This is a genomic window from Streptomyces sp. NPDC000878, assembly GCF_053599695.1.
In genome coordinates this window covers 58430-83260 of sequence record NZ_JBSFMT010000025.1, presented here as the reverse complement: position 1 = coordinate 83260, position 24831 = coordinate 58430, and the positions used below count along the sequence as shown (strand labels likewise).

Genomic DNA, 24831 nt, shown 5'->3' with positions numbered 1-24831 from the left:
CATGGCATGAGTCACACTCTCGGCATCCGACAGGCCCAGAAGCAGAAGACCCGCCAGGCGCTCCTGGACGCGGCGCTCGCCCTGTTGGAGGACCAGAGCCTGAGCAGCCTCGGCCTGCGCGAGGTCACCCGTGCCGTCGGAGTCGCCCCGACCGCCTTCTACCGCCACTTCCGCTCCACGGCCGACCTGGGCGTCGCCCTCGTCGAGGAGGCGCTCGGCAGCCTGCACCCGATGATCGCCACGACGGTGTCCGGGTCGGGCGACAGCGAGGACCGCATAGTCCGCGCGGTCGACCTGATCGCCGGTCATGTCCGGACGCAGCCCGCCCACGTCCGCTTCATCGCGCGCGAGCGGCACGGCGGGGTCCAGCCGGTCCGCGAGGCCATCCGCGACCAACTGGCCCGCTTCGCCGAGGAGGTACGGGACGCGCTCGCGGAACAGCCCGAGTCGGCGGGCTGGACGGAGGAGGACCTGCTGATGCTGGCGGGCCTGTACGTCGACCAGATGCTGGTGACGGCGTCGCAGTTCCTGGAGACCCTGGACGCCCCGGCAGCGGAACGCGACCAGGTGGCCCACGTGGCGACCCGCCGGATGCGGTTGATTGCCATCGGGCGACGGCACTGGCTGGGGTGAACTGTTCGGAGCGGAGGGTGGTACTTCGACTGCGGGCCGTCTGTGGCTGGTCGCGCCCACGCGGCGGAGCCGCACATCGATACAGCCCCGCGCCCCTAAAAGGCGGGGGCGGCGCGCCCATTCGTCGAGCGCGCCGCCCATGTCGTACCCGTTACCCGTACGAGGCCCCTGGCCCCGTCGCTGTCAGCCCTGTTGCTGTGCCTGCTGGCCCTGGCCGCCGCCCTGGGCGCCACCGGGGCCGCCGCAGCCACCGCCGCCGCCCTGGCCTCCGCCGCCGCCGGGGCCGCCCGACGGCATGCCCGTGGGGGCGCCGGACGGGGCGCCGGACGGGGCCGCGCCGGTCGGTGCGCCCGATGGGGCTCCTGACGCGCCATCGGTCGGGGCGCCTGACGGGGCACCGCTGGGGGCGCCCGAGGGGGCGCCGGACGGGGCCTGGCAACTCTGGCTGGACGTGCCGGAGTTGCCGCTGGTCGAGGTCGACGAGTCACCCGAACCGCAGGCGGTGAGGACCAGCGGGGACAGCGCCAGCAGGGCCACGGCGGGGACGAGACGCACACGCTTCATGAGAAACAACTCCAGGAAAGATGAGGGAGTTTCGAGGCGGGCATCGAATCAACGGCACCTAGTGCTTCCTTGGGCCCGCACTGTTCCCCGCCTGTGCGTAAGGCAAAGCGCCCCTATAGGGATGCCCCTGACCTGGGATTTCCCTCCGAAGATCGAACTACCCGCTGGTACAGGGCCGTGACAGAAGCATGAGAGAGGGCTCATCCATGTGGCGGGGGTCACGTCCAAGGGAAAACCCGTGGGCCCGCTCGGGCGTCTAGCCGGTGTGAGATCAGTCAGTGCAGCGGCCCTGCATCAGGTGGACGAGGAGCGTCTCGTGCGGCTGGTGGCCAAGGGCGACCGGGGCGCGTTCGAGGAGTTGTACCGGCGTACGTCGCCGTGGCTGGCCGTGCGGTTGCGCCGTCGGTGTGCGGACGAGCAGATCGTCGCCGAGGTCATGCAGGAGACCTACTTGGCGGTGTGGCGCGCGGCGGGTGCGTTCGCGGGAGCCGCGGTCGGCGGGACGGCCGTCGGGTGGCTGTGGACGATCGCGGCGCGGCGGCTGGTCGACGCGTTCCGGCGCCGGGCGCATCACGCGGAGCCGCCGCCTGCCGCCGCCGTACCCGAAGTGGCACCCGCCGCCGAGGAGTTGGCGCTCGCGGAGACCGTCGGCGGTGATGTGGGGGACGCGTTGCGGTGCCTCGCACCGGAGTTGAGACAGGTACTGCAGGCCATGGTGCTCGACGGGCTGTCCGTCCGGGAGACCGCGGTCCTGCTCGGGCTGCCCGAGGGCACGGTCAAGACCCGTGCCCGCCGGGCCCGGATCGCGATGCGGAGGGCGCTGGCATGAGTGGGGAACGTGTGGAACGTGTGGAACACGCGTCGGCGCGGATCATTGAGGGGTACGCGCGCGGCGGCACGGATCTCGCCGCCGACGAAGTGTGGGCCGTGGAGGCCCACTTGGAGGTGTGCCGGGGGTGCCGGGACCGGCTGTCCGCCGCCGTCGGTTCCGGGGTGCCCGCCGTGGCGTCGCTGGTCGACACCGTGTGGTCCGGCCTCGAACCGCAGTTGGCGGCCACCGCCCCGATGCCGCGCGGACGGCGCTGGTCGGCGCGGCTGTCGCGGTGGATGACGCCCACGATGGTGCCGTGGCTGGCCATGGTCGTGGCCGTGACGCTGCTGGCCCTGCTGCTCGACCTCGTCGGCATCGGCTCGGGTTCCGACTCCGGTGACGTCTCGCTGGTGCTGCTGTTCGCACCCGTCCTGCCCGTGCTCGGCGTCGCCGCGTCCTGGTCGCGCGGGTTGGACCCGGCGTACGAACTCACGGCCTCCGTGCCCAGGGCCGGGCTCCAACTGGTGCTGCGGCGCACCGCGTCCGTGCTCGGCGTGGTCGTCCCCGCGCTGCTGGTGGGCGGTTGGGCGACCGGGGTGATGGTGGCCCAGTGGCTGCTGCCCTGTCTGGCCTTCACGGCGACGACGCTGGCGCTCGGCGGGATCGTCGGTGTCACCCGTGCCGCCGTCGCGCTGGCCGCCGTATGGGCCGCCGTGGTCGTGGCGCCGACCCTGGCCGCCGGCCGTACGGCGTTCGCTCTGCGGGCGGACGGTCTGCCCGCGTGGGGGCTGCTTCTCGTACTCGGCATCGGTGTCGTGATCGCCCGCAGAGGCGCGTACTCCGCGCTGGGAGCCCATCGATGACCAGAACAACGAATAAAACGAACAAAACGACCAGAACAACGAACAAGAGGAAGGCTGGACCGCCCATGACCTCCGCCGTGAGCGCGGCCGACATCGCGCCGACCGCCTACGCCTGGGAGATCCTGGCCACCGGGCTGAAGGTCAGGGTCGGCAGGAAACGGATGGCCGTCGACGGCCTCGATCTCTCGCTGGGCACCGGTGTCCATGGCCTCCTCGGCCCAAACGGGGCGGGCAAGACCACCCTCATCCGGACGCTGGCCACCGTGCTGCGCCCCACCGAGGGCGCCCTGGAGCTGCTCGGCGAGTCCGTGGGCGGTGTGGCCGGCATGGGTGAGCACCGTGCGCTGCGCCGCCGGATCGGCTATCTGCCGCAGGAGTTCGGCTACTACAAGCGCTTCACCGTGCGCGAGTTCGTCGAGTACATGGCGTGGCTGAAGGAGGTCCCGAAGGCGGAGATCCCGGCGGCGGTGCAGCGGGCCGTGGAGCGGGTGGGGCTCGCGGACCGCGCCGACGAGCGGATGAAGGCGCTGTCGGGCGGCATGGTCCGGCGGGTCGGTATCGCCCAGGCCATCGTCAACGACCCGACGATCCTGCTCCTCGACGAGCCGACGGTCGGCCTGGACCCGGCGCAGCGGCTGCGTTTCCGCGAGCTGCTCCAGGAGTTGGGCACGGACACCTGCGTGCTCGTCTCGACCCACCTCGTCGAGGACGTCGCCGCCGCCTGCACCGACGTGGTGGTCTTCGCCGAGGGGCGGCTGGTCTTCCAGGGCCCGCCGGACGAGCTGGCCTCGATGGGCGGCCCGGAGCACGCGGGCGACAGCCCCCTGGAGCGCGGCTATTCGGCGCTGCTCCTCAACCCCGAGCAGGGAAGGGGGAGTTGGTGAACACCCGGGTGCTGCGTATCGAGTTGAGGCGTTCCGTCGCTCCCTGGGCCGGTCTCGTGGTCCTGACGACCGCGCTGGCGTTCCTTTATCTGCTGAACGGCGCCTGGTGGCGGGGCACCACGGCGTGGACGGCGCAGTGGACGTCCCTGGCCATGTGGACCCGCTCCCTGCTGTTCTACCTGTGGCCGATCGCCGTCGGGCTCGGGGCACTTCAGGGCCTGCGCGACCACCGCTCAAGGATGTCCGAGCTGCTGACCAGCACCCCGCGGCCCGCCCGGCACCGCGCGGCCGTCCTGGCGGGCACGACGGCGCTCACGCTGGCGTCGGCCTTCGCGCTCCTCGTCCTCGTGGGCGGGGTCCAGGTGCTCGCCCACACCGACTACACACACCTCGGCTGGCTGCCGATCTCGCTGGTGGGGGCGCTCTCCCTGGTCGCCGGGGCGGTGCTGGGCATGGGGGCCGCGCGGGCGCTGCCGTCCGCGCTCACCCCGCCCGCGCTGGCGGTCGGCGCCTTCACGTTCACAGCCCTCATGTACATGTCGTTCGGCCGGGCGGAGCGGGTCACGGAGACGGGGATCACGCTCACGGAGCCTGAACCGGTCTCGCTGCTGTCGCCGGTGGTGGAGGACGTACGCGACGTCCTCGTCACCCTCTCCGCCGCCGTGCACGTCGGGCAGACGGTCTGGCTGCTCGGCATGGCCGCGACCGGCTTCGCGCTGCTCGTCGCCGCGACCCCGCGCGCCCGGCTGACCGCCCTGACACCCCTCCTGACGGGCGGGGCGGTCGCCGTGCTCGTCCTCCCGTCCGACCCGAGCCGGATATACGTGGTCGACGCGGACGCCGCGAAGCAGGTGTGCGACGGCCCGGTGTGCGTGACGACGGCCCACCAGGACCGGCTCGCCGACCTGGCGGGCCCCGGCAAGGAGGCGCTGCGCCTGCTGCACGGCGCCCTGGGCGGTGAGGCGCCGGTCTCGGTCCGGGAGAACACCGCCGTACTGCCGGACGGCTCCACGCCGAAGTGGTCCCGTACGACCGTGCTCCTCGACTTCGACAACGACATCGTCACCTCCGCGAAGGGCGAGGAACTGACCCGGGCCCTGATCGCCAAGGGCATCGTGCCGGGGTGCTCCCCCGTCGGCTGGAGCGGCACAGGGGGAGATGTGTTCGCGCAGACCATCACTGCGGGCTGGGTCCTCGGGAACCTCAAGCGCCTCGACGGCGCCTCCTACATGTCGAGCGACCCGCTCGCCGAGAGCCGCCCGGTGTGGAAGAAACTCATGGCCCTGCCACGGGCCGAGCAACTCGCCCGGATCAACGCGACGCGCGCCGCCGCACTCTCCTGCGAGGCCGACGCGTTCGAGGTGTTGTCGGGCGGTGCGGCTCAGTGAGATGGGTGCGGGTGAAATGGGGGCCGGTGGGAGGGGTGCCGGTGGGAGGAGTGTCTGCGGGGCGGGGGCCGGTGGGAGGGGTAACGGCGAAGGGGGTGCTGTGGGACGGGGGCCCGTGGGACGGGGGCAGGCGAAGGGAGTTGCCCGTGGGACGAGGGCCAGTGGGACGGGGGCAGGCGAAAGGGGCGCCTGCGGGACGAGGGCCGGTGGGAGGGATGCCAGCGAAGGGGGTTGCCCGTGGGACGGATGCCGGTGGGAGGGGTGCCGGTGGGACGGGTACCGACGAAAGGGGTGCCCGTGGGACGGATGCCGGTCAGATGGCTGACGCTGTACGCGCGTTCGCGCCACGTGCCCGCGTCGCTAACCGCCGTGCTGATCAGCGCGGTGGCGGTGTGGGCCCTGGCCCGGGACGGGGGCGAGGGGCCCGGTGATCCCCGGCCGGCCGTGCTCGTCCTCGCCGCAGGGGCGATGGCGGCCTCGATCGGGCTCGGCGGCCAGGATCTCGCACTGGACCGGACGGCCGCGATCCGCTGGGTGCCCCGCAGAGCGGCGCATGTGCTGCTCGCCGGTACGGTCGTCGCCGCGGTGCTGCTGGCCGTGCAGACGGTGGTCGGGGAGATGGCCACCACCGCGTTCGTCGTCCGGGACAGCGCGGGCCTGATGGGACTGGCCGCCCTGGGTGCGGCGCTCTCGGGCGGCCAGTACGCCTGGACGCTGCCGTTCGCCTGGCTCTCGTTCACGTTCGTCGCCCCGCCCCCGACGAGTACGCCGCTGCGGGTGGCGACCTGGATGCTGCTGCCCCCCGACACGGCGGCGGGCACCTGGACGGCCCTGGTCCTCACGGTCACCGGCACCACGGCCTACGCGGTCGCCGGCCCGAGACGATAACCGGCCGACGCCACCGAACCGGGGCCACCTGACCGGGCCTACCGCACCACACCGCCCGACCGGGCCGCCCAACCGGCGCGACCCAACCGACGCCGACCATCCACTGGACGGCCCTGGCCCTCACGATCACCGGCACCACGGCCTACGCCGTCACGGGCCCCAGACGACAACCGGCCGGCGCCACCGAACCGGGGCCACGGGCCCGGTGGCGCCGGACCAGGCCACCACACCGGGCCACCAGCCCGCGCCACCCGACCGGGCTGCCCGACCGGGCTGCCCGACCGACGCGACCCAACCAGCGCCACCCAACCGGCGCCGACAACCAGGCGCCCGTCATCCGCCCGCACGCCTCACCCGGGCAACCACACCTCACCCGAGCCGCACACTCGCCAACTGTCGTGACTGGGCGACGAGTCGGTCCGTGCTGTCCCAGACCTCCGCGTCCTCCTCCAGGAAGCCGCCGGCCAGGTTCCGGGTCGTTATCGAGACCCGCAGCGGGCCCGGTGCCGGGCGGCAGCGCACATGGACGGTCAGTTCGACCGTCGGGACCCAGCCGGACAGGCCGATCTCGAACGCGGTCGGCGGCAGCGCGTCGACGGCGAGGAGCAGCGAGAGCGGGTCGGCGTCACGGCCGTCGGCGAGCCCGAACCAGGACCGCATCTCACCCTTGCCGGAGGGCGCGCCGAGCGCCCAGCCGAGGGTGGACGGGTCGAGCTTGAGGAACAGCCGGTCGGCGATGGCGGAGCGGCCGGCGGTACGGTCGGGCGCGTCCTGTGGGCCGAAGCACTGGTCCATGGGCGGTATCGCGGGCGGCTCGGCGGTCGTCCGGACGTCGTCGGGAAGGGCGTCCAGGTCGCCGTAGGAGGCGAGGACACGGATCCGCTCGACCTCCTGACCCTCCTCGTCGTACTGGAAGAGCGAGGCCTGGCCGGTCGACAGTCTGCGGCCGGTGCGGATCACGTCCGTGCGGACGACGGCCGGACCGGGGCGGGACGCGGTCAGATAGTGCGCCGAGATGCTGAAGGGGTCGGCGTGCGGGAGGGCGTCCGCGAGGGCGCGGCCCAGCACGGCCAGCAGATAGCCGCCGTTGACGGCGTCGGTGATGGTCCAGCCGGCGGAGAGGTCGATGTCGTAGACGCCGGTCTCGCGCCGGGTGACGGCGGTGTCGCGGTCGAACTCACTGTCGCCGATGGTGGCCCGCGCGGCCTGGGCGGAAGCTGCTTCTGGCATGCGTGAACGGTACAGCAGACAGATACTAAGCGGTAGCTTTTCCGTCGCGCGCACCACTGAACACACTTGGTAAGTGTCCGGAATGTCTTGGGTAAGGCTTTGCCCGCTGCCGTGACCCGACCGGCCGGATCGCCCTCCTCCCAGACATGAGCCTCACCGGTACGCCGTTCCTCGTCACGACGATCGCCCTCGCCGCCGTCGCCGTACTGCTGCCCCTCGCCCTCTGGTCCCGGGTGCGCGGGCCCGCGCTCGTACGCGGTGCCGCCCGGCTGCTGATGGTGCTGTTCGCCCAGGCCACGGCGGTCACCCTGGTCTTTCTGCTGGTGAACAACTCCAACAACCTGTACGACAACTGGGGTGACCTCCTCGGCACGGGCGACCACGTCCAGGCCGCCGCCGACCTCGGCGCCGACGGCACCGGCGGGATCTCGCTGCGCGAACTACCGAAGGTGAAGCAGACGTTCCGCGAGGCCAACGGTCCTGGCATGCACGCGGCCGGCGGCGTCGAGGTCACCGACCTCAAGGGCCAGGTCTCGGGCGTCGACGCCGAGGTCTACGTCTGGCTGCCGCCGCAGTACCACGAGGCCGCCTACCGGCACCGCAAATTCCCGGTCGTCGAGCTGCTGCCGGGCTACCCGGGCTCGGCGAAGTCCTGGTTCGGCTCGCTGCACGCGCCCCAGCAACTGCTGCCGCTGATGAAGAGCGGCCAGGTCACGCCCTTCATCCTCGTCTCGCCGCGGACGACTCTCATCGCCGACGCGGACACCGGCTGCGCCAACATCCCGGGCCGGGTCAACGCGGACACCTGGCTCAGTGTCGACGTACCGAAAATGGTCACGGACAACTTCCGCGCCGAGAGCGGGCCGGGCGGCTGGGCGGTGGCCGGGTACTCGGCCGGGGCGCACTGCGCGGCGAAGCTCGCGGTCGCGCACCCCGACCGCTACCGGGCCGCGGTGTCGATGTCCGGCTACAACGACCCGATCGGCGAGCCCCTCTCCCTGGCCGCGCAGACCCCGCAGTTGCGGGCCGCGAACAACCCGTATCTGATCCTCAGGCACGACCGTGTCGCGCCCGCGATCGCGCTCTACGTCTCCGGCGAGTCCGGCGACGGCTACGAGGCCGGCATGGCCCTGCAGCGGGTGGCGAAGTCACCGACGGCCGTGGACGTCGTGTACCTGCCGCGCAGCGCGGGCGGCCACAACATGGCGCTGTGGCGGCCCCAGATCACCACGGTGTTCCGCTGGCTCACCCAGCAGTTCGACGCGGGCGGCCGGAAGGCGACCGGCAACACGTCGGACACGACCGGCTCTACGCCCTCCGGACGGACCCCTCGTCCTCACGAGCCGTCGACCGCCGGTTCCACGCGCGCGGCGCTCGCCAGTGGAACCGCATCGCGAGCAGCCGCAGTACGAAAGCCGTGACGACCGCCAGCCCGCTGGTGAGCGAGGTGAGCGCGTCGTAACGGATGCACAGGACGGTCAGCGCGGAGCCGACGATCGCCGGGACCGCGTACAGGTCCCGGTCCCAACGCAGCAGCGAGGGAACCTCGTTGGCGAGGACGTCACGCAGCACTCCGCCGCCCACGGCGGTCGCGAGACCGAGGGCGGCGGAGGCGGTGAGGCCCAGACCGTAGTCGTACGCCTTCACCGTGCCCGTGACGCAGAACAGCCCGAGCCCCGCCGCGTCGAACACGTTGACGCCCACCTGGATGCGCTCCACCTCCGGATGGAGGAAGAAGACGAGCAGTGCGGCGAGCAGCGGGGTCAGGAAGTACCCGAGATCCGTGAAGGCGGCCGGCGGCACGGCCCCGATGACGACATCCCGCAGCAGCCCGCCGCCCAGCGCGGTGACCTCGGCGAGTACGGCGATCCCGAAGACGTCGAAGTTCTTGCGTACGGCGAGCAGGGCGCCCGAGATCGCGAAGACGAAGATGCCGACGAGGTCGAGGGCGTGCTGGACGGAGGAGTTGAAGAGCTGCTGGATCACCCCCATATTCTTACTCGGAAATCAGCGTGAGCCTTACAAAGCAAGGCAGGGCGTGCGCGAACTCTTAGAAGACAGGCTTATATGACTGGCTTACCGGTCGTGAAGAGCCAGGTCTGGAAGACATCGTCGAGCTGCTTGCCGCTGATCTTCTCCGCGAGCCGGACGAAGTCGTCCGTGTTCGCGTTGCCGTAGCGGTGGAGCTTGGTCCAGGCCGGCAGGAGCTTGAAGAAGGCGGGGTCGCCAATGCGCTCGCGCAGCACCTGAAGGGTCATCGCGCCACGCTGGTAGACGGCCGAGGCGAACATCGTGTCGCGCTGCGGGTCGCCGACCACGGTCTGCCAGAAGGCGCTCTCGGCCGGGCGGGTGTTGTACCCGGCGAGGAAGGAGTCGTGCGCCGAGCGGGTGCCCTTGTACTCGGCCCACAGCCACTGGGAGTAGGTCGCGAAGCCCTCGTTGAGCCAGATGTCCTTCCAGTGGTCCACCGACACGGAGTCGCCGAACCACTGGTGGGCCAGCTCGTGCACGATGGTCGTCTCGTTGCGCACGGCCGAGTAGACGGGCTTGGTCTGCGTCTCCAGCGAGAACCCGGCCGCCGGCATGTCGTCGACGATCGCCCCGGTCTCCTCGAAGGGGTAGGGCCCGAAGACCTTCGACCAGTAGTCGGTGGCCTCGGCTGTCACCGCGTACACGTCGACGTTGTTGCTGTTGGCGAGCACCGGGTCGATGGCCACGTAGATCGGCGTCCCGCCGGGCGTGACACCCGACTTCACGTCGAACTTCCCGATGGTGGCGGTGGCGAGATAGGTCGCCATCTGCTTCTTCTCGCGCCAGTGGGTGTACGTCGAGCCGCCCTTGTCGTACGTCGACACCAGCCGGCCGTTGGAGACGGCGGTGAGCCCCTTCGGCGCCTTGATCCGGATGTCGAAGGCGGCCTTGTCGGAGGGGTGGTCGCTGGACGGGAACCAGGTGGAGGCGGCGTTGGGTTCGCAGGCGACGAAGACGCCGTCGGCGGTCTTCATCCACCCGTAGCTGGAGCCGAAGACGATGGGCCCGCCGAGCGGTTCGGGCACACCGCCGTAGGTGATGGCGACCTTGAACTCCCGGCCCTTGGACAGGGGCCCGCGGGGCGTGACGCGGATCTCGTCGCCCTCGCGCGTGAACTGGGCGCGTCTGCCGTTCACTTCGACCTTCGTGACCTCCAGTTTCTGGAGGTCCAGGTCGAAGGACGAGAGGGTCTGGGTGGCGCGGGCGGTGATGGTCGTACGGCCGTCGAGGCGGTCGGTGTCCGGGTTGTACGCGAGGTCGAGGGCGTAGTGGCGGGCGTCGTAGCCGCCGTTGCCCAGCTGGGGGAAGTAGGAGTCGCCGATGCCGTCCCCTCCGGGGGTTGGGGCGGCGGAGGCTGCGATGACGAGGAAAGAGGCCGCCGCGGTGGCGACGGCCCCTAAACGTGCCGAACGGGAGAGTGGCATGAGTCGTCCCTTTCGAGCGTGTATTGGTCTGACAGGACCTACACGTATGACTCTGCGTTCTCCCGTTCGGGCATGTGCATGACTTTGCCGTTACTTGTCGGTTGGGGCCTCTTGGTCGTCTTTTGACTGCGGGTCCGTGGGGGTTGATCGCGCAGTTCCCCGCGCCCCTGGGTGGGCCTCCGTCGCCGGGGTTACCAGCTCGACCGCTTCCCTTGCCGCCGACAGGAGCACCGTGTCCTGGGGTGCCTGGTCTTCCGCGTTCTCCGGGTGGTGGCAGGCGACCTGCTGGCCGGGCTTCAGCTCCAGGAGCGGGGGCTCGGTCGTCCTGCAGATCTCCGTCGCCTTCCAGCAGCGGGTGTGGAAGCGGCAGCCGCTCGGCGGTGAGATCGGGGACGGGACGTCGCCCTTGAGGAGGATGCGCTCGCTCTTGGCGCCCCGGCGCTTGGGGTCGGGGACCGGCACCGCCGACATCAGGGCCTTGGTGTACGGGTGCATCGGCGCCTCGTACAGCGAGGACCGGTCGGCGAGTTCGACGATCTTGCCGAGGTACATCACCGCGATCCGGTCCGAGACATGGCGCACGACGGACAGGTCGTGCGCGATGATCACGTACGTCAGGCCGAGTTCCTTCTGGAGGTCGTCCATCAGGTTCACGACCTGCGCCTGGATCGACACGTCCAGCGCGGACACCGGCTCGTCGGCCACGACCAGCTTCGGCTTGAGGGCGAGCGCGCGGGCGATGCCGATGCGCTGGCGCTGGCCGCCGGAGAACTCGTGCGGGTAGCGGTTGAAGTGCTCGGGGCTCAGGCCCACCAGCTCCAGGAGGCGCTGGACCTCCTTCTTCACCCCACCCTCGGGCTCCACGCCCTGGAGCCGGAAGGGCGCCGAGACGATCGAGCCGATGGTGTGACGCGGGTTCAGGGAGCCGTACGGGTCCTGGAAGATCATCTGGATGTCCCGCCGCAGCGGACGCATCCCGGCGGCGCTCAGCCGTGTGATGTCCTGGCCCTCGAAGTGGATCGAGCCGGCGGTGGGTTCCTGGAGGCGGGTGATGACCCGGCCCATGGTCGACTTGCCGCAGCCCGACTCACCGACGACGCCGAGGGTCTCGCCCTTGCGCACCTCGAAGTCGAGGCCGTCGACGGCCTTCACCGCGGCGACCTGGCGCTGCAGGATCCCCTTCTTGATGGGGAAGTGCTTGACCAGGCCCTCGACCTTGAGCAGCACCTCGCGCTCGTCGGCCGCTTTCGCCGACCCCTGCTCCAGTTTCTCGGTATCGCTCACAGCTTCGGCGCAATCTCTTCGGTCCAGATCCGCGTACGGTCCTCCTGCGAGAGGTGGCAGGCGGAGAAGTGCCCGCCGGCGACCTGCTGCAGCTCCGGGCGCACGGTACGGGTGACGTCGCCCTTGGGGATGTCCGCGTACGGGCAGCGGGGGTGGAAGGCGCAGCCCGAGGGGACGTTGATGAGGCTCGGCGGCTGGCCCTTGACGGGGATGAGCCGGTCGGAGGTCTCGCGGTCGATGCGCGGCATGGAACCGAGCAGACCCCAGGTGTACGGGTGCTGCGGCTGCTCGAAGATCTCGTCGACCGGACCCCGCTCCACGCACCGGCCGCCGTACATCACCAGGACCTCGTCGGCGATCTCTGCGACCACGCCGAGGTCGTGGGTGATGAGGACGACCGCGGAGCCGAACTCCTTCTGCAGATCGCGGATCAGGTCGAGGATCTGCGCCTGGACGGTCACGTCGAGGGCGGTCGTCGGCTCGTCCGCGATGAGCAGTTCGGGGTTGTTGACCAGCGCCATCGCGATCATCGCGCGCTGGCGCATACCGCCGGAGAACTCGTGCGGGTAGCTGTCGACGCGCTTGCCGGGCTCGGGGATGCCGACCCGGTCGAGCATCTCGATCGCCCGCTTGCGGGCGACCTTCTTGCTGACGTCGTGGTGGACGCGGTACGCCTCCACGATCTGGTTGCCGATCTTGTAGTACGGGTGCATCGCGGACAGCGGATCCTGGAAGATCATCGCCATCTCGTGGCCCCGCAGCTTGCGCACCTCGTCCGGGTCGGCGCCGACGAGTTCCTTGCCGTCGAGCCAGATCTCGCCGGACATCTGGACGTTCTTGCCACGGGCGCCGAGCCGGTGCAGGCCCATGATCGCGAGCGAGGTGACGGACTTGCCCGAGCCGGACTCGCCCACGATGGAGAGGGTCTTGCCCTTCTCCAGCTGGAAGCTGAGTCCGTCGACGGACTTGACCAGGCCGTCGTCGGTCGGGAAGTGCACCTTGAGGTCGCGGACTTCGAGGAACGCGGTGGGCGCGTTCGAGGGCGAGGGTTCGCCCACCGCGGCGCCGGTCTTGGACAGTTCGGTCACGAGAGCCTCACCCGCGGGTCGGCGGCCGCGTAGAGCAGGTCCACCAGAAGATTTGCGACAACGACGAAGAGAGCGGCGAGCAGGGTGACGCCGAGGATCGGCGGCAGGTCGTTGTCCTTGATGCCCTGCACCGCGTACTCGCCGACACCGTGCAGCGAGAACACCGTCTCGGTGATCAGCGCGCCGCCGAGCAGCAGGCCGAGGTCCATGCCGAACACGGTGATGATGGGTGTCAGCGCGGCCCGCAGACCGTGCCGGACGACGACCTTGCGCTCCCGCAGGCCCTTGGCGCGGGCCGTGCGGATGAAGTCCTCGTTCATCGTCTCCAGCATCCCCGAGCGGGTGAGCCGCGCGTAGATGGCGGAGTAGAGCAGGGCGAGCGAACACCACGCCGGGAACAGTGTGTTGGCCCACTGGGCCGGATTCTCGGTGAAGGGAACGTACGTTCTGCCGAAGATCGGCCACTGATAGGTGAAGAGCAGCAGTGCCAGGTTGCCCGTGAAGAACATGGGCAGCGAGACACCGGCGAGGGCGATGCCCATGAAGGACCGGTCGAAGAACGATCCCGGCTTCAGGGCCGAGATGACACCGATCGTCACACCGGACACCAGCCACATCACGGCCGCACCGGCGGCGAGCGAGATCGTCACCGGAAGGCGGGAGGTCAGCTGCGGCCAGACCTCGACATGGGTCTTGAAGGAGTAGCCGAAGCACGGCGCGTTGCAGTGCACCGTGGTGGGCCCCAGGTCATAGGTGGCACCGGACACGATCCCCTTGATGAAGTGCCAGTACTGGAGATAAAGGGGGTCGTCCAGACCGAGGTTGCTCTTGACCGCGGCGATGTCCGCCGCCGACGGGCTCTTCCCGATGTACTGCTGGGCCAGCTGGTCGGCGGTCTGGCCGGCGAACCGTGGCAGCAGGAAGAAGATGGCGAAGGTCACCGCGGTGACGACCAGCAGCAGGATCACTGCCGCGAACGTCCGACGGAGGATGTACGAGATCACGGGGATCGGCCTGGTGCCCGCGGGCTGCGAAGCCCGCGGGCACCAATGCCTTCACCTGCCTTCCGGGGCTACTTCTTGGTCGTGCCGATGTTGAGGTAGTCGTACTGACCGCTGAAGGCCGCCGTGGACACCAGGTTGGTGAAGTTGGCCGGGCGGTACAGCAGGACCTTGAAGTAGGTCAGCGGGACAAGGGCAGCCTCGTCCATCGTCTTCTTGTCGACCTCGGTGTACATGGCGTCGCGCGCTGCCTTGTCCTCCGTGCCGATCGCCTTCTCCAGCAGCTCGTTGACGTCCTTGTTGTCGAACTGCGAGAGGTTGGTGTTGCCCGAGGCGCCGATGGCGTCACCGTGCAGGATCTGCTGCAGGAAGCCGTAGCCGGACGGCCAGTCGGAACCCCACTGCATCATCATCAGACCGACGTTGTTGTCCGCGTCCCACTTCGGGACACCCGCGTAGTCGGTGAAGTACTTGCCCGACGGGAACTGCTTCATCGTGGCGTTGATGCCGGCGGCCTTCAGCGAGTTGATGATCGCGGTGGCCGCGTCGATCTCCGCCGGACGGTCGCTGCGCGCGGTGATGCTGGTGTTGATCGTGGTCTGGCCGCAGGCCGTCAGGTGCTCCTTGGCCTTGGCCGGGTCGCCCTTGTTGCCGTCGGTGGCGTAGACGTCCGCCTTCTCGTAGCCCGGGATGTCCGGCGGGAGGACGGTCGTGGCGATGTCACCGCGGATCGGGCCGCCCTCGGCGGTCTGCACCGAGACCTTGTCGATCGCGTACTGCACGGCCTTGCGGCACTCGACGTTGTCGAACGGCTTCAGCTTGGTGTTGATCGCCAGGTAGACGAGACGGCCACCGTAGCTGTTGTCGGTGCTGGCCTTCTTGTCGGCGTTGTTGACGACATCCGCCTGGGTCGCGGCCTGGACACCCGTACCACCCAGGTCGATCGCGTTGCCGGCCTGGACGTCCTGGTCGATGGTCTCCGCGTTGACCTTCAGGTTGACCACGATCTTGTCCGGGTACTGCTTGCGCAGCGGGTCGGTCGCGGCGTCCCAGTTCTTGTTGCGGACGAGGACGACCTGCTTGCCCTCGTCGTAGCTCTGGAACTGGTACGAGCCCGAGGACACGATGCTCTTGACGTAGTCGATGCCCTTGTCCTTGGCCTGGGGCACCGGAGCCGTCTGCGGCGTCGCGACCAGGTAGTCGAACTCCTGGAAGGGCCGGTTGAGCTTGAACGCGATCGTGGTGTCGTCCGGCGTCTCGATGGACGCCAGACCCTCGGCGCTCTTGTCCTTGTACGGACCCTTGTACTTGTCGCCGCCCTCCAGGAACTGCTGGAAGTAGTTCGGGCCGAGGGAGAGCACGTCACGCGCGAAGTTGGAGCGCTCGACGGCGTACTTGACGTCCTTCGAGGTGATCGCGGTGCCGTCCTGGTACTTCAGCCCCGAACGGAGCTTGTACGTCCAGGTCTTGCCGCCGTCGCTCGGCACACCGGCGCTCGCGGCGAGGTCCGGGACCAGCTCGTTGCCCTTGTCGCCCGCAGCGGGCTTGAAGGTCATCAGCGGGCGGGCGTACAGCCTGCTGAAGTTGTACATGTACGCGTAGTACGTGTTGCCGGGGTCGAAGGAGTCCGGGACATCGGAGTACTCGTAGGTGACCGTGCCCCCCTTCTGGGTGGAGGCGTTGACGACGTCCTTGGTCGCTGCGTTGGCCCCAGCCGCCTTGGTGCCGTCCGTCGAATCGTCTTCGGCTTTGCTGCAGCCTGCGAGCAGCAGGCTCACAGTTCCGATTGCCGCAACCGCGGCCAGCCCTGACCTTCGCATGATGGTCTGCTTCTCCTCCATTGTTGGAAACTTGCTGAACTCCCGTTGCGGCCGCATCAGCGGCTGCGCGGGTCGAGAGCGTCCCGGAGACCGTCGCCGAGCAGGTTGAACGCCAGGACGGTCACGAAGATGGCAAGGCCGGGCACGATCATGAACTGCGGGTCGACCTGGTAGTAGACGACCGCCTGGTTGAGCATTCCGCCCCAGGAAGCCTGCGGGGGCTGGATGCCGACGCCGAGGAAGCTGAGGGAGGCCTCGAAGAGGATGTTGGTCGGGATGAGCAGCGTCGAGTAGACGATGATCGGGCCGACCAGGTTCGGCAGCAGCTCCCGGAAGAGGATGTACGGCCCCTTGGCGCCCATGCCCCGGGAGGCGTCCACGAACTCGCGCTCACGCAGGGCCAGCGTCTGGCCGCGGACAATGCGTCCCAGGTAGGGCCAGTTGAAGAAGCCGATGACGAAGATCAGCACGCTGATGTGGAGCGGCAGCCCTTCGAGGCCGAACGCGCCGCCCTGGAGCGTGGCGGAGATGGCGATGGCGAAGAGCAGCAGGGGGAAGGCGAGGAAGGTGTCCATCAGCCGGCTGATGATCGTGTCGACCCGGCCGCCGTAGTAGCCGGCGACGACGCCGAGGATCGTGCCGATCACGTTGGACAGGATCGTGGCGCCGAACGCGACGACCAGCGAGACCCAGGAGCCCTCCAGGATGCGGGTGGCGATGTCGCGCCCGAACTTCGGTTCGACACCGAGCGGGTGGTCCCAGCTCATGCCGCCGAAGTCACTCTTGGGGAGGGAGGTGTTGGGGTCGATCAGGTCCTGGTTGAAGGCGTTGGGGTCGAGGCCGAACAGCGCCTGGATGGGCCGCGAGAGGATCGCGATCAGCACCAGCAGGATGACGATCACACCGCCGGCGACCGCCACCTTGTCCCGCTTGAAGCGGGACCAGGCGATCTGCCCCAGGGAACGGCCCTCGATCTGCCCCTTACCGGCACCGGCGAGCACAGCCTCCGGCTGTGCCTCGGCTGCCGCTGCGGTGGTCTCGATCGGTGCGGTCACAGTGACCCGACCCCTCTCGCCGGTGGTGACCGGCCTACGCCTGCCGCGTGTCCGCGGCTTGATTCACTTGCTCGCCGGTGTACCGGCCGATCTTGCTTGTCCTGCTTGACAGTCTGTGCTGATTAGTCGACTTAACCATGCGCTGTCGGCCACTCGGACCGACGCCCCCATCGTCTGACAGGCGAGTCTTCAGCGATTCGGCGATCACGCGGAAGGTCTGTCGGCGAAAGTATGCGCAACCGTGATGCTGTCCTGGGGATTCCGTTATCCGAACAGCGGGTAACGGCCGCCGGACGCGGGGCAGTTGAGACAGAAAGGGCATATGGATACTATCGCGACGATCCGCCGCGATCTACGCGCGAAGACCGTGGCGCGCGGGTTCGGCCGTCCGCGTGATGATCCGCTCAGTAACGACCGCGGGCGGGCGGATACCCGTACCCCGCGGCCGGAGCCTGGGGCGCCTGGGGCGGGGCGGCGATCGCGTGGGCCTCGCGGTCGTAGAACGGGCGGGCGTTCGCGCGGAGCCACATCACGACCGGATCCTGCTCGTCCGACATCGCGACCGTCGACACCGGCAGCCCGTCGGGGACCGCCCCTATCGACTGCTGCATCATCGCGCGCACCGAGTCCACGGCCGGTGGCGAGGTGTCGTACACATCGAGGCCGATGGCGAGATACGGCGCCCCGAGCGCCGGCTGCACCCAGGCGCGGCGCAGCGAGCGGACCGCCGGGGTGCGGTGGGCGTTCTGCGAGAGGAGGGCGTAGAACTGCGGGATCTCGATGCCGGGTTCGGCGAGGCGCAGAGGCCCTGCGGGCTGGCGTTCCAGGCCCGCCGCGATGCGGCGCAGATCGAGCCAGGGGATGCCGACGCCGCCGCCCGGGGAGTGCGGGTTGAGCCAGAGGCCGTACTGGTCCGGGTAGAGGGTGCGGGCCACGTCGAGGCCGTCGACCACCTCGTACGACCTGTTCCAGCCGCTGACCGACAGCTCCTGGGCGGAGGTCACGCAGGGGGCGTAGCCGTACCCCTCGACCTGCATGTTTCCGTACTGGGCGTCCGGGGAGCCGGCCTGGCCGTGCCAGAGCAGCATCCAGATCTGGCCGGAGGACGGGGTCGCGAGGGCGCGCAGGAGTGCCTCGTAGGCGTCGTAGCGCCCGGGCGTGACTTGGCGCAGCATGTGCTCGACCTGACCGGCCGCGGCCGTGCCCGACGCGCTCACCATTACCGCCCCTTCGTTTACCCCTACCGAGTTGTGCGTTTCTTAGCTTAATCGGCGCCGCTGACAGACACGGTCTGTGGAAGGCGCCCAAGAACTCGTGACTTGCTGATTTTCGGCGGCTGCGGACCATCGTGGCTGGTCGCGCAGTTCCCCGCGCCCCTAGGGGGTTGCCCCTGGGGCAAGTTCATCAGTAACCGTGCTGATAGAAGGGGCGGACTCGCTCCCTCAGCCAGTCGGTCACCGGGTCCTGGGCCGCGTCCAGGAAGAGGAGGTTCACCGGCCAGGGGGAGCCCACTTGGCCCAGGGCTCTTCCTACCGCGTCCATGGGGATGGTGCGGGCCACCGGGTCCCAGGGGGAGAGTTCGACGCCGATGAACATGACGGGGGCGGACGTCTCGATGGTCGCGAGGCAGCGGCGGGCCGTGCGGACGACGCCCGTGCCGGCGAACTCCGCTGCCGTGGCGGTGAGGAAGTCGACCGGGTCCTCCTGCCAGTCGGGCTCGTAGAGGCGGACCCGTCCGCCGCCGGCGGCGCCGTCGAGGACGGTGCGGCCGGAGCGGCAGAGTTCGGCGACGGCCGGCGGGGGCAGCGGGACGCCGACCACGCCGTCCGGGTTCATGGCGATGCCGACCTGGGGCGGGAGGCCCCGGGCGAACTCGACGGCGGGGGCCACGGTGTACGCCATGTGGCCGCCGACGACCTGCCGGAACTGTTCCTCCGAGCTGAAGACCGGTACGTACGCCTGGCCTCCGATGTCCATCGTGGGCAGGTCGAGGGGGCCGGAGTGGGGGCCGCCGCCGGACGGGAGGGGGACCCAGACGAAGCTGCGGCCGAGGACCTCGACGATCCGGGCGCCCGCGCCGGGGACGCCGAGGGACGCCGAGAGCACCTCCTCCAGCTCGTTGCCGGGCCACCCGCCGTGCGAGTGGGGGTGCGCCTGTGCGGGGAAACCCCCGGGAAAGTCCGGGGGGAAGTCCGCCGGGATGTCCATCTGCTGCCTACCGCCTGCTGTGAACCGCTGCCTTGAGTCCCTTAATGGGCAAAACCCTAACCGGCCCCGGCGACGACGTCGGTCAGTCCGCGAAGTCGATCCTGCGCAGGGTGTCCGCCGCGTCCCGGTCGATCAGGACCGCCGAGCCGCAGCCCTCCGGCAGGTTCCCCTTCTCCACCGAGCGCAGCAGCCGCGAGGCGGCCTGGCGGTGGCGCAGGAACGCGTACCGCGAGACGCCCCGGCCGCGCTCGCGCTGGCCCTCCAGGGCCTCGCCGGGGGTGACGTCGAGGAGGAGCAGGTGGAGGGTGCCGCCCCGGCGGCGGGCCTCGCGGGCCAGCCAGCCGCGCACCCAGGCCTGCGTACCGCAGTCGTGCACGACGACCCCGGCGCCGGAGCGCAGGGCGCGGCGCAGTCCGGCGTAGTGGGCGAGGCGGACGAGGGGGCGGTAGACGGCGTAGGGGAGGAAGGCGGGCGTACGGGCGTCCCAGCGGTCGCGGGTGTTCTGGGAGTCGATGCCGGGGCCGCGCACCGCCCGGCGCATCAGCGTGGACTTGCCGCTGCCTGGCAGGCCGGTGACCACGACGAGGTCGCGGGCGCCGAAGGTGAGGCCGTGCGGGCTGTGGCCCGAGCGCTCCCGCAGATCGCGGATCACGGGTGCCGGGCGCGGGGCGCAGGCCTCCCGGGCGGGGGCGGCCGGCTGCGCGGGCAGCGCGTCGGTCAGTGCGAGGGCTGAGGTCGTCGCGTACGCCGTGGTCCTGTTCACCGTGATCGTCCTCCCATGGGGTCGGGAAGTACCGTCCCCGTCGAGTGTAAAGAGAAGGTAATACGCGGTGTCTCTCGTTTGGGTCCGCTTACTGCAACAGGCCTGCTACAGGGCCATATGTGCGCCTGTGGCATGACTGTGCCTCCTCTGTGAAGGGTCCCCCTGCCGTGCCGAAGGAATGCGTGCGATGATGTGCCCGCCAACTGCATACCGGCCGCTTGAATCCGCGCGGGAGAGTTCCGGACACCTACGGGTGGCCGGGCGCCGAAGGAGCAAGTCCCTCCCTTGAATCTCTCAGGCCCCGTACCGCGCGGGCGAGGCACATCTGAAAAGCGGGCTGCCGGTCCTGTGACCAGCGGCTCCACCCACGGTGCAAGCCATGTCCTTCATGGCGAACCTCTCAGGTTCCGATGACAGATGGGGAGGAACGACCTCGCCGTCATGCCCTGGGAGCACAACCGATGAGCAGTAGCCCCGTTCCGCGTACGACCGCGCTCGATGCCCTGCATCGCGCGCTCGGCGCGACGATGACCGACTTCGCCGGCTGGGACATGCCCCTGCGGTACGGCTCCGAGCGCGACGAGCATGTCGCGGTGCGTACCCGGGCCGGTCTCTTCGACCTCTCCCACATGGGCGAGATCACCGTGACGGGGCCGGAGGCCGCCGCGCTCCTCGACTACGCCCTCGTCGGGAACATCGGGTCCGTCGCCGTCGGCCGCGCCCGCTACACCATGATCTGCCGGGCCGACGGCGGCATCCTGGACGACCTGATCGTCTACCGCCTGGCCGAGACCGAATACCTGGTGGTGGCCAACGCCGGCAACGCGCAGATCGTGCTCGATGCTCTGCTGGAGCGGTCCGACAGCTTCGACGCGGTGGTCCGCGACGACCGGGACGCCTACGCGCTGATCGCCGTGCAGGGCCCGGAGTCCCCCGGCATCCTCGCCTCCCTCACCGACGCCGATCTCGACGGCCTGAAGTACTACGCGGGCCTGCCCGGCACGGTCGCCGGTGTCCCCGCCCTCATCGCGCGCACCGGATACACCGGCGAGGACGGCTTCGAGCTGTTCGTGTCGCCGGGCGACGCCGAGAAGGTGTGGCAGGCGCTGACCGACGCGGGTGCGCCCGTCGGGCTCGTCCCCTGCGGTCTGTCCTGCCGGGACACGCTCCGCCTGGAGGCGGGCATGCCGCTGTACGGGCACGAGCTGACGACCTCCCTGACCCCCTTCGACGCCGGGCTCGGCCGGGTCGTCAAGTTCGAGAAGGCGGGCGACTTCGTGGGCCGCGCGGCTCTGCGCGAGGCCGCCGAGCGCGCCTCGTACGAGCCGCCGCGGGTCCTCGTCGGCCTGGTCGCAGAGGGCCGTCGCGTCCCACGCGCGGGGTACGAGGTCGTCGCCGACGGCCGGGTGATCGGCGAGGTCACCTCGGGCGCCCCCTCCCCCACCCTCGGCAAGCCGATCGCGATGGCGTACGTCGACGCCACGCACGCGGCGCCGGGCACAGCGGGCGTGGGCGTGGACATCCGGGGCAGCCACGAGCCGTACGAGGTCGTGGCGCTGCCGTTCTACAAGCGTCAGAAGTAAGCCGGGTTTTTTGTCGCTCCGTCGTCATGAGCAGGCCGTGTCCTGACCGCTCATGGACAGCCCCTGTAGTACCCCATGCATGACCAGTCCCCCGCATACAGGAGAATTCAGGCCATGAGCAACCCCCAGCAGCTGCGCTACAGCAAGGAGCACGAGTGGCTGTCGGGCGCCGAGGACGGCGTCTCGACGGTCGGTATCACCGAGCACGCGGCCAACGCGCTCGGCGATGTCGTGTACGTCCAGCTTCCCGAGGTAGGTGCCACGGTGACCGCGGGCGAGACCTGCGGTGAGCTGGAGTCGACCAAGTCCGTCAGCGACCTGTACTCCCCGGTCTCCGGTGAGGTCACCGAGGTCAACGAGGACGTCTCCAACGACCCGTCGTTGGTGAACTCCGCCCCCTTCGAGGGCGGCTGGCTCTTCAAGGTGCGCGTCGCGGAGGAGCCGGGCGACCTGCTCTCCGCGGACGAGTACACCGCGTTCTCCGGCAGCTGAGCCCCCAGGCGTAAGGACGTAACTGACCCATGTCGCTTCTGAACACTCCCCTGCACGAGCTGGACCCGGACGTCGCCGCCGCCGTCGACGCCGAGCTGCACCGTCAGCAGTCCACCCTGGAGATGATCGCCTCGGAGAACTTCGCTCCGGTCGCGGTCATGGAGGCCCAGGGCTCGGTCCTCACCAACAAGTACGCCGAGGGTTACCCCGGCCGCCGCTACTACGGCGGCTGCGAGCACGTCGACGTCGCCGAGCAGATCGCGATCGACCGGGTCAAGGAGCTGTTCGGCGCCGAGTACGCCAACGTCCAGCCGCACTCGGGCGCCTCCGCCAACCAGGCCGCGCTGTTCGCGCTGGCCCAGCCCGGCGACACCATCCTCGGCCTGGACCTGGCGCACGGCGGCCACCTCACCCACGGGATGCGGCTGAACTTCTCCGGCAAGCAGTTCAATGTGGTCGCCTACCACGTGGACGAGGCCGGTCTTGTCGACATGGCCGAGCTGGAGCAGCTCGCCAAGGAGCACCGCCCGAAGGTGATCATCGCGGGCTGGTCGGCGTACCCGCGTCAGCTGGACTTCGCGGAGTTCCGCCGCATCGCGGACGAGGTGGGCGCGTACCTCTGGGTCGACATGGCGCACTTCGCCGGTCTGGTGGCGGCGGGCCTGCACCCGAACCCGGTGCCGTACGCCGATGTCGTCACCTCGACGACCCACAAGACGCTGGGCGGCCCGCGCGGCGGGATCATCCTGGCGAAGCAGGAGTTCGCGAAGAAGCTGAACTCGTCGGTCTTCCCGGGCTTCCAGGGCGGCCCCCTGGAGCACGTCATCGCGGCGAAGGCCGTCTCCTTCAAGGTCGCGGCGAGCGAGGACTTCAAGGAGCGCCAGCAGCGTACGGTGGACGGCGCCCGCATCCTGGCCGAGCGCCTGGTGCGCGCGGACGTCGGTGAGCACGGTGTGTCCGTCCTGTCCGGCGGTACGGACGTCCATCTGGTCCTCGTCGACCTGCGGAACTCCGAGCTGGACGGCAAGCAGGCCGAGGACCGTCTCCACGAGGTCGGCATCACCGTCAACCGGAACGCCATCCCGAACGACCCGCGTCCCCCGATGGTGACGTCGGGCCTGCGGATCGGTACGCCGGCCCTCGCGACCCGCGGCTTCACGGCCGAGGACTTCACCGAGGTCGCGGACGTCATCGCGGAGACCCTGAAGGCGCCCGCTCCCTTCGGGGAGGTCGACGCCGCCAGCCTGAAGGCCCGCGTGAAGGCGCTGGCCGACAAGCACCCGCTGTACCCCGGTCTCAACAAGTAGTTTTTCCCGGCGGGGGCACCCGACGCCGTGTGCCCCCGCCCTCTCTGGAGGAGTCCCCGTGGCCGTATCCGTCTTCGACCTGTTCTCGATCGGCATCGGCCCGTCCAGCTCCCACACGGTCGGCCCCATGCGCGCGGCCCGGCTGTTCGCCCGCCGACTGCGCAACGAAGAGGTCCTCGGGGCGGTGGCGTCGGTCCGGGCGGAGCTGTACGGCTCGCTCGGCGCGACCGGCCACGGGCACGGCACGCCCAAGGCGGTGCTGCTCGGCCTGGAGGGCGCCTCACCGCGCACGGTGGACGTGGAGGGCGCGGACGTACGGGTGGAGCAGATCAAGGAGTCGGGTCGGCTTAGGCTCCTCGACGACCACGAGATCAACTTCTCCTTCGACGACGACCTGGTCCTGCACCGCCGTAAGACACTCCCCTACCACGCCAACGGCATGACCCTGTGGGCGTACGACGCCTCGGGTGAGGAGCTGTTGTCGAAGACGTACTACTCGGTGGGCGGCGGATTCGTCGTCGACGACGACGCGGTCGGCGCGGACCGGATCAAGCTCGACGACACGGCGCTGAAGTACCCCTTCCGCACGGGCGACGAGCTGCTGCGCCTGGCGAAGGAAACAGGCCTGTCGATCTCCGCGCTGATGCTGGAGAACGAGCGGGCCTGGCGCACCGAGGACGAGATCCGCTCCGGGCTGCTGGACATCTGGCGGGTGATGCAGGCGTGCGTGTCACGCGGCATGTCCCGCGAGGGCATCCTGCCGGGCGGCCTGCGGGTACGCCGTCGCGCGGCCATGTCGGCGCGTCAACTCCGGGCGGAGGGCGAGCCGTTGGCCCGCGCGATGGAGTGGATCACGCTGTACGCGATGGCCGTGAACGAGGAGAACGCGGCGGGCGGCCGGGTCGTGACGGCCCCGACGAACGGCGCCGCGGGCATCATCCCGGCGGTCCTGCACTACTACATCAACTTCGCGGCGGGCGGTGCCTCCGAAGGAGAAAAGGAGGACGGCGTGGTCCGCTTCATGCTGGCCGCCGGCGCGATCGGCATGCTGTTCAAGGAGAACGCGTCCATCTCCGGCGCGGAGGTCGGCTGCCAGGGCGAGGTCGGCTCCGCCTGCTCGATGGCGGCGGGCGCGCTGGCGGAGGTACTGGGCGGCTCCCCCGAACAGGTCGAGAACGCGGCCGAGATCGGCATGGAACACAACCTCGGCCTGACCTGCGACCCGGTCGGCGGCCTCGTCCAGATCCCGTGCATCGAACGCAACGGCATGGCCGCGGTGAAGGCCGTCACGGCGGCACGGATGGCGATGCGGGGGGACGGCTCGCACAAGGTGTCCCTGGACAAGGTCATCAAGACGATGAAGGAGACGGGGGCCGACATGAGCGTCAAGTACAAGGAGACCGCGCGCGGGGGCCTCGCGGTCAACATCATCGAGTGCTGAGGGGGTGGGCCCTGACCAGCGCGTTCTTATCTTTCAGCGCTGTCAGGGCCTTCCCTGCTCACGCGGTGGAAAG

At 69.9% G+C, this 24831-nt stretch carries 23 protein-coding genes and 2 riboswitches; of the genes, 11 read left to right on the top strand and 12 right to left on the bottom strand.

Annotation, left to right across the window (positions count from 1 at the left end):
- Positions 1 to 6 precede the first annotated feature (6 nt).
- A complete protein-coding gene (locus tag ACWDR4_RS22915; protein ID WP_450411074.1) occupies positions 7 to 633 on the top strand; it encodes a TetR family transcriptional regulator in 627 nt (208 codons plus the stop codon).
- A gap of 183 nt (positions 634 to 816) precedes the next feature.
- Here ACWDR4_RS22915 and ACWDR4_RS22910 read toward each other — a convergent pair whose 3' ends face one another.
- The gene (locus tag ACWDR4_RS22910) at positions 817 to 1197 is read right to left on the bottom strand and encodes a hypothetical protein (protein ID WP_450411073.1); all 381 of its coding nucleotides are present in this window, start codon (positions 1195 to 1197) and stop codon (positions 817 to 819) included.
- A gap of 298 nt (positions 1198 to 1495) precedes the next feature.
- Here ACWDR4_RS22910 and ACWDR4_RS22905 point away from each other — a divergent pair, with 298 nt between their 5' ends.
- The 5 genes from ACWDR4_RS22905 (at position 1496) to ACWDR4_RS22885 (ending at position 6031) form a co-directional block, all read left to right on the top strand.
- The gene (locus ACWDR4_RS22905; protein ID WP_450411071.1) at positions 1496 to 2026 is read left to right on the top strand and encodes an RNA polymerase sigma factor; all 531 of its coding nucleotides are present in this window, start codon (positions 1496 to 1498) and stop codon (positions 2024 to 2026) included.
- Positions 2023 to 2871 carry a zf-HC2 domain-containing protein gene (locus ACWDR4_RS22900; RefSeq protein ID WP_450411069.1) on the top strand — a complete coding sequence of 283 codons (849 nt, stop codon included), beginning with the start codon at positions 2023 to 2025 and terminating at the stop codon, positions 2869 to 2871. Before ACWDR4_RS22905 ends, ACWDR4_RS22900 begins: the two co-directional genes overlap by 4 nt.
- A 65-nt stretch (positions 2872 to 2936) precedes the next feature.
- A complete protein-coding gene (locus tag ACWDR4_RS22895) occupies positions 2937 to 3755 on the top strand; it encodes an ABC transporter ATP-binding protein (protein WP_450411067.1) in 819 nt (272 codons plus the stop codon).
- A complete protein-coding gene (locus ACWDR4_RS22890; RefSeq protein WP_450411066.1) occupies positions 3752 to 5143 on the top strand; it encodes a hypothetical protein in 1392 nt (463 codons plus the stop codon). The genes ACWDR4_RS22895 and ACWDR4_RS22890 overlap by 4 nt, the downstream gene beginning before the upstream one ends.
- Before the next feature lie 306 nt (positions 5144 to 5449).
- Entirely contained in the window at positions 5450 to 6031 is a 582-nt protein-coding gene (locus tag ACWDR4_RS22885; RefSeq protein WP_450411142.1) for a hypothetical protein, read from the top strand.
- A gap of 369 nt (positions 6032 to 6400) precedes the next feature.
- Here ACWDR4_RS22885 and ACWDR4_RS22880 read toward each other — a convergent pair whose 3' ends face one another.
- Positions 6401 to 7261, bottom strand: coding sequence for a thioesterase family protein (locus ACWDR4_RS22880; protein WP_450411064.1), 861 nt, complete (start codon positions 7259 to 7261; stop codon positions 6401 to 6403).
- A 146-nt stretch (positions 7262 to 7407) separates the two neighbouring features.
- Here ACWDR4_RS22880 and ACWDR4_RS22875 point away from each other — a divergent pair, with 146 nt between their 5' ends.
- Positions 7408 to 8682 carry an alpha/beta hydrolase gene (locus ACWDR4_RS22875; RefSeq protein ID WP_450411063.1) on the top strand — a complete coding sequence of 425 codons (1275 nt, stop codon included), beginning with the start codon at positions 7408 to 7410 and terminating at the stop codon, positions 8680 to 8682.
- Here ACWDR4_RS22875 and ACWDR4_RS22870 read toward each other — a convergent pair.
- The 10 genes from ACWDR4_RS22870 to ACWDR4_RS22825 form a co-directional block, all read right to left on the bottom strand.
- Positions 8570 to 9247, bottom strand: a complete 678-nt coding sequence (locus ACWDR4_RS22870) for a trimeric intracellular cation channel family protein (RefSeq protein WP_450411061.1) — start codon at positions 9245 to 9247, stop codon at positions 8570 to 8572. The genes ACWDR4_RS22875 and ACWDR4_RS22870 overlap by 113 nt on opposite strands.
- A 77-nt stretch (positions 9248 to 9324) precedes the next feature.
- Positions 9325 to 10716 carry a M1 family metallopeptidase gene (locus ACWDR4_RS22865; protein ID WP_450411059.1) on the bottom strand — a complete coding sequence of 464 codons (1392 nt, stop codon included), beginning with the start codon at positions 10714 to 10716 and terminating at the stop codon, positions 9325 to 9327.
- A gap of 90 nt (positions 10717 to 10806) precedes the next feature.
- Positions 10807 to 12000, bottom strand: a complete 1194-nt coding sequence (locus tag ACWDR4_RS22860; protein ID WP_450411057.1) for an ABC transporter ATP-binding protein — start codon at positions 11998 to 12000, stop codon at positions 10807 to 10809.
- A complete protein-coding gene (locus ACWDR4_RS22855; protein ID WP_450411055.1) occupies positions 11997 to 13088 on the bottom strand; it encodes an ABC transporter ATP-binding protein in 1092 nt (363 codons plus the stop codon). The genes ACWDR4_RS22860 and ACWDR4_RS22855 overlap by 4 nt, the downstream gene beginning before the upstream one ends.
- Positions 13085 to 14092 carry an ABC transporter permease gene (locus tag ACWDR4_RS22850; protein ID WP_450411054.1) on the bottom strand — a complete coding sequence of 336 codons (1008 nt, stop codon included), beginning with the start codon at positions 14090 to 14092 and terminating at the stop codon, positions 13085 to 13087. Before ACWDR4_RS22850 ends, ACWDR4_RS22855 begins: the two co-directional genes overlap by 4 nt.
- Before the next feature lie 68 nt (positions 14093 to 14160).
- On the bottom strand, positions 14161 to 15909 hold the full coding sequence (locus ACWDR4_RS22845) for an ABC transporter substrate-binding protein (RefSeq protein ID WP_450411053.1): 1749 nt from the start codon (positions 15907 to 15909) through the stop codon (positions 14161 to 14163).
- A gap of 56 nt (positions 15910 to 15965) precedes the next feature.
- The gene (locus ACWDR4_RS22840) at positions 15966 to 16964 is read right to left on the bottom strand and encodes an ABC transporter permease (protein ID WP_450411051.1); all 999 of its coding nucleotides are present in this window, start codon (positions 16962 to 16964) and stop codon (positions 15966 to 15968) included.
- A 404-nt stretch (positions 16965 to 17368) separates the two neighbouring features.
- On the bottom strand, positions 17369 to 18181 hold the full coding sequence (locus tag ACWDR4_RS22835; protein WP_450411141.1) for an enhanced serine sensitivity protein SseB C-terminal domain-containing protein: 813 nt from the start codon (positions 18179 to 18181) through the stop codon (positions 17369 to 17371).
- Positions 18182 to 18368: 187 nt separating this feature from the next.
- Entirely contained in the window at positions 18369 to 19172 is an 804-nt protein-coding gene (locus ACWDR4_RS22830; RefSeq protein ID WP_450411049.1) for an enhanced serine sensitivity protein SseB, read from the bottom strand.
- An 82-nt stretch (positions 19173 to 19254) separates the two neighbouring features.
- Positions 19255 to 19941: an AAA family ATPase gene (locus tag ACWDR4_RS22825; protein ID WP_450411140.1), complete on the bottom strand. Its 687-nt coding sequence runs from the start codon at positions 19939 to 19941 to the stop codon at positions 19255 to 19257.
- Between the two features lie 213 nt (positions 19942 to 20154).
- A riboswitch (glycine riboswitch) is annotated at positions 20155 to 20254 on the top strand.
- Positions 20255 to 20362, top strand: a riboswitch (glycine riboswitch).
- A gap of 34 nt (positions 20363 to 20396) precedes the next feature.
- On the opposite strand from ACWDR4_RS22825, the gene gcvT reads away from it, so the two are divergent.
- The 4 genes from gcvT (at position 20397) to ACWDR4_RS22805 (ending at position 24758) form a co-directional block, all read left to right on the top strand.
- Complete coding sequence (gene gcvT / locus ACWDR4_RS22820) at positions 20397 to 21518, top strand: glycine cleavage system aminomethyltransferase GcvT (RefSeq protein WP_450411048.1); 1122 nt, start codon at positions 20397 to 20399, stop codon at positions 21516 to 21518.
- A gap of 114 nt (positions 21519 to 21632) precedes the next feature.
- Positions 21633 to 22010: a glycine cleavage system protein GcvH gene (gene gcvH, locus ACWDR4_RS22815; protein WP_369032411.1), complete on the top strand. Its 378-nt coding sequence runs from the start codon at positions 21633 to 21635 to the stop codon at positions 22008 to 22010.
- 29 nt (positions 22011 to 22039) lie between these two features.
- Positions 22040 to 23317: a serine hydroxymethyltransferase gene (gene glyA, locus ACWDR4_RS22810; protein WP_450411046.1), complete on the top strand. Its 1278-nt coding sequence runs from the start codon at positions 22040 to 22042 to the stop codon at positions 23315 to 23317.
- A gap of 58 nt (positions 23318 to 23375) precedes the next feature.
- Positions 23376 to 24758 (top strand): L-serine ammonia-lyase, encoded by a 1383-nt coding sequence (locus ACWDR4_RS22805; protein ID WP_450411045.1) that lies wholly within the window; start codon positions 23376 to 23378, stop codon positions 24756 to 24758.
- The last annotated feature ends 73 nt before the right edge of the window (positions 24759 to 24831 follow it).